The organism is Butyrivibrio sp. AE2032 (assembly GCF_000702965.1).
Window position 1 is genome coordinate 837,234 of the sequence record NZ_JNLF01000005.1, and the last position, 9,869, is coordinate 847,102.

Annotated in this window: 10 protein-coding genes; all 10 read right to left on the bottom strand. The window is 48.0% G+C overall.

The window, feature by feature from the left end; all coding sequences use genetic code 11:
• Positions 1-7: 7 nt before the first annotated feature.
• Positions 8-295: an ATP synthase F0 subunit C gene (gene atpE, locus BO18_RS21475; RefSeq protein ID WP_028507845.1), complete on the bottom strand. Its 288-nt coding sequence runs from the start codon at positions 293-295 to the stop codon at positions 8-10.
• Between the two features lie 30 nt (positions 296-325).
• On the bottom strand, positions 326-1,231 hold the full coding sequence (locus BO18_RS21480; protein WP_066738401.1) for a F0F1 ATP synthase subunit A: 906 nt from the start codon (positions 1,229-1,231) through the stop codon (positions 326-328).
• Entirely contained in the window at positions 1,228-1,677 is a 450-nt protein-coding gene (locus tag BO18_RS21485) for an ATP synthase subunit I (RefSeq protein WP_034449583.1), read from the bottom strand. The genes BO18_RS21480 and BO18_RS21485 overlap by 4 nt, the downstream gene beginning before the upstream one ends.
• A 219-nt stretch (positions 1,678-1,896) precedes the next feature.
• A complete protein-coding gene (locus BO18_RS21490; RefSeq protein ID WP_028507843.1) occupies positions 1,897-3,231 on the bottom strand; it encodes an ATP-binding protein in 1,335 nt (444 codons plus the stop codon).
• A gap of 237 nt (positions 3,232-3,468) precedes the next feature.
• A complete protein-coding gene (gene ppdK / locus BO18_RS21495) occupies positions 3,469-6,099 on the bottom strand; it encodes a pyruvate, phosphate dikinase (RefSeq protein WP_034449584.1) in 2,631 nt (876 codons plus the stop codon).
• Between the two features lie 98 nt (positions 6,100-6,197).
• The gene (locus BO18_RS21500) at positions 6,198-7,613 is read right to left on the bottom strand and encodes a glycine--tRNA ligase (RefSeq protein ID WP_034449586.1); all 1,416 of its coding nucleotides are present in this window, start codon (positions 7,611-7,613) and stop codon (positions 6,198-6,200) included.
• 24 nt (positions 7,614-7,637) lie between these two features.
• Entirely contained in the window at positions 7,638-8,069 is a 432-nt protein-coding gene (rpoZ, locus tag BO18_RS34055; RefSeq protein WP_066738404.1) for a DNA-directed RNA polymerase subunit omega, read from the bottom strand.
• A 21-nt stretch (positions 8,070-8,090) separates the two neighbouring features.
• Positions 8,091-8,714 carry a guanylate kinase gene (gmk, locus tag BO18_RS21510; RefSeq protein ID WP_034449588.1) on the bottom strand — a complete coding sequence of 208 codons (624 nt, stop codon included), beginning with the start codon at positions 8,712-8,714 and terminating at the stop codon, positions 8,091-8,093.
• Positions 8,711-8,947, bottom strand: coding sequence for a DUF370 domain-containing protein (locus BO18_RS21515; protein WP_034449589.1), 237 nt, complete (start codon positions 8,945-8,947; stop codon positions 8,711-8,713). The genes gmk and BO18_RS21515 overlap by 4 nt, the downstream gene beginning before the upstream one ends.
• 15 nt (positions 8,948-8,962) lie before the next feature.
• On the bottom strand, positions 8,963-9,850 hold the full coding sequence (locus tag BO18_RS21520; protein WP_034449591.1) for a YicC/YloC family endoribonuclease: 888 nt from the start codon (positions 9,848-9,850) through the stop codon (positions 8,963-8,965).
• Positions 9,851-9,869 lie beyond the last annotated feature (19 nt).

The following is a 9,869-nucleotide window of genomic DNA, read 5'->3' on the forward strand; positions in this document are numbered from 1 at the left end:
CTCCGTTTCAGCCGCCGATCGTAGTCATGAGAAGATCCACGAATCTTCCCGGTGCAACAAAGATCAAGAGGATGGCGATAACGAGCGCATAAAGACCCGTTGTCTCTGCAACAGCGCATCCCATGAGCATTGTTGAAGTAACATCACCTTTGCACTCAGGCTGTCTGCCGATAGCTTCGCAGGCCTTAGCAACTGCATGTCCCTCTCCGATACCAGGACCGATACCGGCAATCATGGCGCAGCCGGCACCAAGAGCGCATCCTCCTAAGATGATTCCGATTGCAAGTTCCAACATATTTAAATACCTCCGTATGTTGTTTATATATTAATTATCCGCATGCTTTCCAGCGGTCTGTGAACGTGCGGCTTTGGCTGCAACGCGTTCCTGTCTTCTCTTTTTCCTTGCGGCATATTCCTCAGCAGGGAAACCGCCTGCCACATACAGCATGGTAAGAATGGCGAAGATAAACGCCTGGAGACATCCTGAGAACAGATCAAAATAAATCGACAGTACAGCCGGAATACCGATCCTCAGATAAGGGAAGTCGGCAAGTGCTCCCGGCAGGAATGAGAACAGGCTGTTAGACAATTTGGTGAGTCCCACTGCTATGAGCACCGAAATTATCGAACCGGATAAGACATTTCCGTAATGTCTGAATGCCATGGATATCGGAGTGGCAACCTCACTGATGATATTAAGAGGAGCCAGGAGAGGCTGTGGCTGACCGAAACTCTTAAGATAGATCCAGGGGCCGGCCTTCATCTTATAGTATGTGATCAGGAAGAATACCAGTATTGCCCAGCCGGCGATGATATTGATGTCGGATGTCGGCGGGAAGAGTCCCAAAAGCGATGAGAGGCTCGAAAAACCTGATAATCCTAAGATCGCAGCTATAAAAGGAGCAAAACCTTCAAAGTATTCTCCCATGTTTGTCCTTACAAGACCTGTCACCTTCTCCACGATCCATTCTGCGACCATCTGCCTTACGGATATGTTACGTGTCTTTAGACCCGTCGTAAGAAAAAGGCACAGGAACAGAACTGCAAGGATCACACACCAGGAATTGACCTGTGCTTCAGTTATCGGGAGATCCTGTATCGGCATTTTGATGGTAAAGAATACATGTGCACCCGATATGTCGATACCGTCAGATGCAGGGACAAACATAACCTTAACGGCTATGGCGGCCGCCATCGAGAGGATGCTGAGAATAAGGAACACTATGCTCATTCTTCCCCGTCCCCTCCGTTATCAGCATTATCTGCAGCAGCCGGCGCAGAAGCTGTACCGGTTTTCTTATCTTTATTGAATATTGCTCTCGTATAGACAGCGATGGTCGCAAAAAGCAGGGATATCAGTGTAGCCCACATATTAAATACGGACGGGATAAGTATGGCTATCAGTACAAGAATAACCATTAGCGCGTATCTCAGGGCATGGGATGCACGAAGGATCTCTTTTGCCCTCGTTTCCTCGTTTTTGACTGCTTTTTGAACAGACAGGCCCAGAAGGAAGAAATTAAGGATGCCTGTGCCTGCTCCTACAAGATTTCCGAGCAGAACAGTAAGATGCCACTGCCTTAAGATCAGGAATACCGATTCCATCAGCATGCTGAGTATCAGAGTGACAACACATACATATATTGTCTCTTTTTTTACTGTCGGATCGATCTTCAAAAACAGCCCTCCCTTCCGCTGCCATCAACCATTTTCTTTCGTGGAGTATAGCATAAACCGCTTCGGGTTAGACGTAACAGATTGCACATTTAGGACAAATGGAAGAAATTGTCTAAAAATGGTTTCCGGTCACACAAAATAAAACCGGCAAGAGAGCCGGTTCATCAAAGTTACTGATGATATACAGCAGCCTGAAGGGCCAATTTACTGCCTATTATGTCATGTAGTCTCTTCGATATATCTTTTTAACAAAAACATACAGAAGTGAGGGAATGTTTTCACCTTATCAGTAATACCTATTTTACCGGATATAAATTTGATGCCGTATTTTATATCCGGATAATTATCATTATTGATCAGTTCTTTCATTGACTTCGACTGATCATTTCCCGACTTGATCTCAACAGGAATTAGATCATCAGCAGACCTTACAAAGAAATCCTCTTCCAAAGTGGAATTCTCGCGCTTGTAATAGTATAAATCATAACCTTGCTTCACCAGAGCTTCGGCTGCGAAATTCTCATATAGAGCACCCTTATAGATACCTAGATTTTTATTGGCCCTTAGATCAGTCTGTGCTTCAGGATCAACAGAAGCAACCAAAAGTCCCGTATCAGCCATATATACTTTAAATTTGCTTGGATCTTCGTTACCCTTTAGTGGCAGCTCAGGGAAAGACAGACAATTGCACACATTTACAATTCCCGCATCTTTAAGCCAATCTACGCATCCCATGTAGTCTTTGGAACGACCGCCTTCTCTTACTTTCCTGAACTGGAACTTCTTGTTCTCTTTGGCAAGTTGCGCTGGAATAGACCTGAAAACACTTACAATTCTGGCTTGATCTAATCCCTCTGAATACTTGCGGATATCACTCTCATAGTCATTAAGCAGTTGCTTTTGAAGAACGAGACTGCCTTCAAAAGATTCCTTCTCAATATATGAAGCAACAATCTCCGGCATACCGCCTAGCATACAGAATTCGATGAAAAGATTAGAATATAGATCATTCTCAACACTAGTGAATGCCGCTCCGGAAACCATGTGATTTAACATCTCCCCAATTACGTCATTGCCATAACCTTTAGCCCAAAGGAATTCTTCAAAATCCATAGAGCGCATATCATAATCAGTCTTATATCCGACGCTGATACTGTCGATTCTGTTGTAATTCACCCCCAAGAGTGATCCCGAACATATAACATCAAATCTCCCATCCTCCTTAAAAAACTTAAGCGATGTTGTGATTTCAGGAAAACTCTGAATCTCATCAAAGAAGATAAGCGTCTTACCTGGTACGATCTTAATCTCAGGATTGATCCTCGTTATGATCTTAACAATATCAGAAACTGAATATCCCGCTTCAGTTATTCCCTTATAATTCGGATGTGTAAAGAAGTTTATTTCTATAATGCTATCGTAGTGTTTGCCGGCAAATTCTCTAATTGTTTTAGTCTTTCCAACTTGGCGCGCACCTTTAACAATGAGAGGCTTTCTGTCCGGATTCTTATACCAAGCCTCCAAATATTCATCTGCTTTGCGCTTCAAATACATAATTAGAGCCCTCCAACAGCTTCACTCCAACAAAGAAATCAACGACGGCCAACATTTTTATGAGCCACTTTTATTCCAATCTTACATTTTTATGAGCCACTTTTCAACAAGATTTACATTTTTATGAGCCACTTCATGGCTCCTCGTGTATGACTTCAGTCACGTTTCCAAAAAAATGGAGCTACCTCATTTACTTTGAGATAGCTCCATGCTTTATTGCTTAAAGTTAATTATCGATCAAGCCTTATGCTTTATAGCAGCCTGTGCAGCAGCAAGTCTTGCAATCGGTACACGGAAAGGTGAGCAGGATACATAGTCAAGGCCGATCTCATCGCAGAACTCTACGGATGTCGGGTCACCGCCGTGCTCGCCGCAGATACCGAGGTGGAGGTCAGGACGTACTGCCTTACCGTTCTCGATAGCCATCTTCATGAGCTTACCAACGCCGTTCTGGTCTAACCTGGCGAACGGATCGGACTCGAAGATCTTTGACTCATAGTAAGCTGTGAGGAACTTGCCTGCGTCGTCTCTGGAGAAACCGAATGTCATCTGTGTAAGGTCGTTTGTACCGAAGCAGAAGAACTCAGCTTCCTTAGCGATCTCGTCAGCTGTGAGAGCAGCTCTCGGGATCTCGATCATGGTGCCTACCTTGTAGCCCATGTCAACGCCTGCAGCCTTGATCTCTTCGTCAGCAACTGCAACGACAACCTTCTTAACGTTTACGAGCTCCTTGATCTCGCATACGAGAGGGATCATGATCTCAGGTGTTACGTTCCAATCGGGATGCTTAGCATTGACGTTGATAGCAGCGCGGATAACTGCTCTTGTCTGCATCTTTGCGATCTCAGGATATGTAACTGCGAGACGGCATCCTCTGTGACCCATCATGGGGTTGAACTCGTGGAGTGAAGCGATCAATGTCTTGATGTCTTCAACAGACTTGCCCTTCTTGTCAGCTAATGCCTTGATGTCAGCCTCTTCTGTAGGAACGAATTCGTGGAGCGGCGGGTCAAGGAATCTGATAGTAACGGGATGTCCCTCGAGAGCTTCATAGAGAGCTTCGAAGTCGGACTGCTGCATAGGAAGGATAACTTCGAGAGCAGCCTCACGCTCCTCAACTGTATCGGAGCAGATCATCTCACGGAATGCATCGATTCTGCCTTCACCGAAGAACATGTGCTCTGTACGGCAGAGACCGATACCTTCAGCACCGAGCTCACGAGCCTTCTTGGCATCGTTAGGTGTATCAGCATTTGTACGTACTTCGAGTCTCTTGAACTCGTCAGCCCACTTCATGATGCGGCCGAAGTAACCATTGTTAGGATCAGCGTCAACCTGAGGGATAGCGCCGTCGTAGATCTTACCTGTGGAACCGTCGAGGGAGATGATGTCGCCTTCCTGGAATGTCTTGCCAGCAAGAGTGAACTTCTTGTTAGCTTCGTCCATAGCGATCTCGCCGCATCCGGATACGCAGCACTCACCCATACCACGTGCAACAACTGCAGCGTGTGATGTCATACCGCCACGTACTGTGAGGATACCCTCAGCAGCCTTCATGCCTGTGATATCTTCAGGAGATGTCTCGAGTCTTACGAGGACTACCTTCTCTCCTCTGTCGTGCCAAGCAACTGCATCGTCAGCTGTGAATACGATCTTACCGCAAGCAGCTCCCGGAGAAGCGCCAAGGCCCTTACCGATTGCTTCTGCAGCCTTGAGGGCAGCGGGATCGAACTGAGGGTGAAGGAGTGTGTCGAGGTTTCTGGGATCGATCATTGCAACTGCTTCCTCAGGTGTTCTCATACCTTCGTCAACCAGGTCGCAAGCGATCTTCATGGCAGCCTGAGCTGTTCTCTTACCGTTTCTTGTCTGGAGCATGTAGAGCTTACCGTGCTCAACTGTGAACTCCATGTCCTGCATGTCTCTGTAGTGCTTTTCGAGTGTCTCGCAAACTGTTACGAACTGAGCGAATGCTTCAGGGAACTTCTGCTCCATCTCAGCGATCTTCATAGGAGTGCGAACGCCTGCAACAACGTCCTCGCCCTGTGCGTTTGTAAGGAACTCACCGAAGAGGCCCTTCTCACCTGTGGCAGGGTCACGTGTGAAAGCAACGCCTGTACCGCAGTCGTCACCCATGTTACCGAATGCCATGGACTGAACGTTAACTGCCGTACCCCATGAATAAGGGATATCGTTGTCTCTTCTGTAAACGTTTGCTCTCGGGTTGTCCCATGATCTGAATACGGCCTTGATTGCGCCTACGAGCTGTTCCTTAGGATCTGTAGGGAAATCGGAACCGATCTTTGCCTTGTACTCAGCCTTGAACTGTGAAGCGAGTTCCTTGAGGTCGTCAGCTGTGAGCTCAACGTCCTGTGTAACTCCTCTGTCAGCCTTCATCTTGTCGATGAGCTCTTCGAAATATTTCTTGCCGACTTCCATAACGACGTCGGAATACATCTGGATGAATCTTCTGTAGCAGTCCCATGCCCATCTGGGATTTCCGGACTTTGTTGCGATAACGTCAACAACCTGCTCGTTGAGACCGAGGTTGAGGATCGTGTCCATCATACCCGGCATGGAAGCTCTTGCACCGGATCTTACGGATACGAGGAGCGGGTTCTCGAGATCACCAAACTTCTTGCCTGTGATCTCTTCGAGCTTTACGATGTACTCCATGACCTGACTCATGATCTCGTCATTGATCTGACGGCCGTCTTCGTAGTACTTTGTGCAAGCCTCTGTGCTGATCGTGAATCCCTGAGGAACAGGAAGACCGATGTTTGTCATCTCAGCAAGGTTAGCGCCCTTACCTCCGAGGAGTTCGCGCATGTTTCCGTTGCCTTCGGTGAACAGGTAAACGTACTTTGTCATTCTTTTATCCGCCTTTCATTTATTGGTTTCAATTTTGTTTCTCATTAGGCTTTTTAGCCTGCTAAAAACTTATCAGTTTATTTTATCAGATAAGGTCTTTAAAAATCGAACTTATCTGAGAAAAATTCATCGAGTTTGTCGATCGGGAATCTGATGTTTCCGGGTTCGTACTCGACATTCTTCATGGAGTCTCTTTCCCTGATCGTAACGCATCCGTCCGTCTCAGAATCGAAATCGTAAACTACGCAGTAAGGAGTACCGATCTCGTCCTGTCTTCTGTAGCGCTTACCGATGCTCTGACGGTCGTCGAGCTCGCACATGTACTTTTTCGAGAGCGACTCGAAAATGGGCTGAGCCTTGTCCGTGAGCTTAGCGGAAAGAGGAAGCACACCGATCTTGATGGGCGCGAGGAACGGATGGAAATGCATGACTGTTCTTACATCGCCGCCTTCGAGCTCCTCCTCGTCGTAAGCAGAGCAGAGGAAAGCGAGAGTTACACGGTCAGCACCGAGCGAAGGCTCGATAACGTAAGGAACATACTTCTCGTTCTTAGCGGGATCGAAATATGTGAGATCCTGCTTTGAGAATTCCATATGCTGCTTGAGATCGTAGTCTGTACGGTCAGCGATGCCCCAGAGTTCGCCCCAGTCAGTGAACGGGAAAGCAAACTCGAAGTCTGTCGTTGCTCTGGAATAGAAAGCGAGCTCTTCCTTAGCGTGGTCTCTTGTACGGAGTTCAGACTCCTTGATGCCGAGGTTGATCAGCCAGTCATGGCAGAATGTCTTCCAGTAATCAAACCACTCAAGGTCTGTGCCGGGTTCGCAGAAGAACTCCAATTCCATCTGCTCGAACTCACGTGTTCTGAAGATGAAGTTGCCGGGCGTGATCTCGTTTCTGAAAGACTTACCGATCTGGCAGATGCCGAACGGGATCTTCTTTCTGGAAGAACGCTGAACATTTGCGAAGTTAACAAATATACCCTGTGCCGTCTCAGGTCTTAAGTAAACCTCAGAAGTTGAATCCTCGGTAACGCCGATGAATGTCTTGAACATGAGGTTGAACTTACGGATGTCTGTGAAGTTGTGGCCGCCGCATACCGGGCAGGGAATGTTCTTCTCTCTGATGTAAGCTACCATCTCTTCAGGACTCATACCCTCAACAGGTACGTTATCGATTCCGTTCTCCTTGTTCCAGTCCTCAACGAGGTTGTCTGCTCTCTGACGCGCCTTGCACTGCTTGCAGTCGATGAGAGGATCCGAGAATCCGCCTACGTGGCCTGAAGCTACCCATGTCTTGGGGTTCATGATGATCGCAGCATCGAGTCCTACATTGTAAGGACTCTCCTGAACGAATTTCTTCCACCATGCTGCCTTAACGTTATTCTTAAGCTGAACACCTAACGGGCCGTAGTCCCATGAATTTGCGAGACCGCCGTAGATGTCAGAACCGGGATATACGAAGCCTCTGTTCTTTGCAAGAGAGACTATCTTATCCATTGTTTTTTCTACTGCCATACTGTACTAATTCTCCCTTTGCGATTATTCCTCGTCTTCGGGCTCGTCCTCGGACTCGCCTTCAACAAATTCCTCGTCAGAGGGCTCGCCGCCTGCAAGCGCATCGATGAGATCATCAAGACCCTTGGAGTTGAGGCCGCCTGCAACAGACATCCTCTCGGCTCTCTCTTCTTCCATCATCTTTCTCTTGTTCTCGGCTTCTTCTCTTCTTCTGATCTTCTCTTCTCTTGTGATCGGGATGACTGCCTCATCCTCGACATCGCCCTTTACGGCTACAACCTTGTCGGCTGCAACTTCACGGCATGCAAGAGATACGACATTTGCCGCATTGGCATCGTCGATCATCGGCTGTGCGCCGTCTGTGAGTTCTCTGGCACGCTTGCTTACGAGTACCGTAAGGTCGTAAGGGCTTGCAGATTTTTCTTTGAGTTTCTCGATTGAAGGATCTGTTAACATTTTCTTACCTCTCTTCTCCTTTTATTCAAGTTCTTTAACTGCTTTTATATTCTTCGAAGCCTTAAGCTTTTCAGCGGTGATTATCGCAAGTATCTCTCTTGCTGCCTTCTCAAGATCGTCGTTCGTTACCAGGTATTCGAATTCACCCGCACGCTTTATCTCGCATCTTGCCTGCTCGAGCCTTTTCTTTATCTTCTCTTCGGTCTCGGTGCCTCTGCCCCTCAGTCTGTTCTCGAGCTCTTCCATCGAAGGGGGAAGGATGAATATCGTGACCGTGTCCACATCGAACTTGCGGTTAAGCGCAAGGCTTCCTTCTATCGTGATGTCGAAAAGAACGTCCTGTCCTTTTCCGACCATCTCTGCCAGAGGCTCAGACGGTGTTCCGTAGTAATTGTCGACGTACTTGTCGTACTCTACGATCTTTCCGTCCTTTATCATCTGCTCGAATTCTTCCGTAGTCCTGAAGTAGTATTCGACGCCGTCTTTTTCCTGTCCTCTCGGTGCTCTGGTCGTTACAGATATCGAATGACCCACGCTTCCGGGATTTGCCTGCTCAAGGAGCTCTTCGACTCTTGCGAGCACTGTGCCCTTGCCGACTCCCGAAGGACCTGATACGGCAACGATCAATCCTCTGAATTCACTCATTCCAGCATCTCCTTTATCTCTGAAGTGGCGAGTGCCGATGTGAGCACAAGGCCGCTGTCCGTTACTATTACCGACTTGCACTTCTTTCCCGCGCAGCAGTCGACGAGCATTCCCCTGTCCTTCGAATCCTGCATCATGCGCCTTACGGGTGAAGACTCTGCTGCGGCGACGCAGATTATGCGTGACGCCTGTGCTATGTTGCCGAAGCCGATGTCGATAAATCCTGATGCCATCTGACCAACCTTCCGTTATACGAGATTCTGGATCTGTTCCCTGATCTCCTCGACGATGTTCTTCATCGAGAGGACTCCGGAAGTGATCTCTATGTCATTTGCCTTGCTGCCGGTCGTGTTGACCTCGCGGTTGATCTCCTGTACGAGGAAGTCCATCTTCTTTCCGACGGAGCCCTCTTCGGCAAGGATCTTTCTAGCCTGTGAGAAATGTGATGACAGTCTTGCCATCTCCTCATCTATCGCACACTTGTCGGCGAAGATAGCGACTTCTGCCGCAAGACGGTTATCGTCGTAGAATTCCCTCTGGTCGCTCGTAAGGATCTCGTTGATCCTGTTCGTGAGCTTGGCCTTATATGCTTCGATGACCAAAGGGGATCTGGTTACGACTTCCGCTCTCAGTGCCTCGAGCGAATCTATCTTCGAGAGGATGGAAGCTACAAGGTTATCGCCCTCTCTCTTCCTCATGGCGAGCATGCCGTCTACCGCAAGATTCAGTGTCTCGAGAAGTTCTTTGGAAGCTGCCTCCTCATCGATCTCATTCTGCGTGACGCTCATGACATCCTGCATCAGGGCGATCCTGGACACGCCGAAATCATCTTCCCTGCCGGTTACCGCGCTTATTGCCTTTGCGGCTTCCGAGTATTCCTTCGCCAGACCGGAATTGACCGTGACTGTCTGGCCTGCCTCACCCTGGTCCTCGTAGTTTACGAAGACGTCGATCTTTCCTCTTAAGAGCCTGTCCGTGATAATGCGGCGGATGTCACCGTCAAGATAATTGAACATCCTGGGCATTCTTATGGAGATGTCGCAGAATCTCGAATTAACGGATTTGATCTCGATATTGTATTTTCTGGTGTCAAAAACCTTCTCGCCGCGGCCGAAGCCTGTCATCGAGTATGCCATGTGATTACCTCTGATGAAG

Bases quoted from the DNA above. Each gene is read 5' to 3' on its own strand.
- atpE (WP_028507845.1), bottom strand. From the start codon at position 295: ATGTTGGAACTTGCAATCGGAATCATCTTAGGAGGATGCGCTCTTGGT.
- BO18_RS21480 (WP_066738401.1), bottom strand. From the start codon at position 1,231: ATGAGCATAGTGTTCCTTATTCTCAGCATCCTCTCGATGGCGGCCGCC.
- BO18_RS21490 (WP_028507843.1), bottom strand. From the start codon at position 3,231: ATGTATTTGAAGCGCAAAGCAGATGAATATTTGGAGGCTTGGTATAAG.
- ppdK (WP_034449584.1), bottom strand. From the start codon at position 6,099: ATGACAAAGTACGTTTACCTGTTCACCGAAGGCAACGGAAACATGCGC.
- BO18_RS21500 (WP_034449586.1), bottom strand. From the start codon at position 7,613: ATGGCAGTAGAAAAAACAATGGATAAGATAGTCTCTCTTGCAAAGAAC.
- rpoZ (WP_066738404.1), bottom strand. From the start codon at position 8,069: ATGTTAACAGATCCTTCAATCGAGAAACTCAAAGAAAAATCTGCAAGC.
- gmk (WP_034449588.1), bottom strand. From the start codon at position 8,714: ATGAGTGAATTCAGAGGATTGATCGTTGCCGTATCAGGTCCTTCGGGA.
- BO18_RS21515 (WP_034449589.1), bottom strand. From the start codon at position 8,947: ATGGCATCAGGATTTATCGACATCGGCTTCGGCAACATAGCACAGGCG.
- BO18_RS21520 (WP_034449591.1), bottom strand. From the start codon at position 9,850: ATGGCATACTCGATGACAGGCTTCGGCCGCGGCGAGAAGGTTTTTGAC.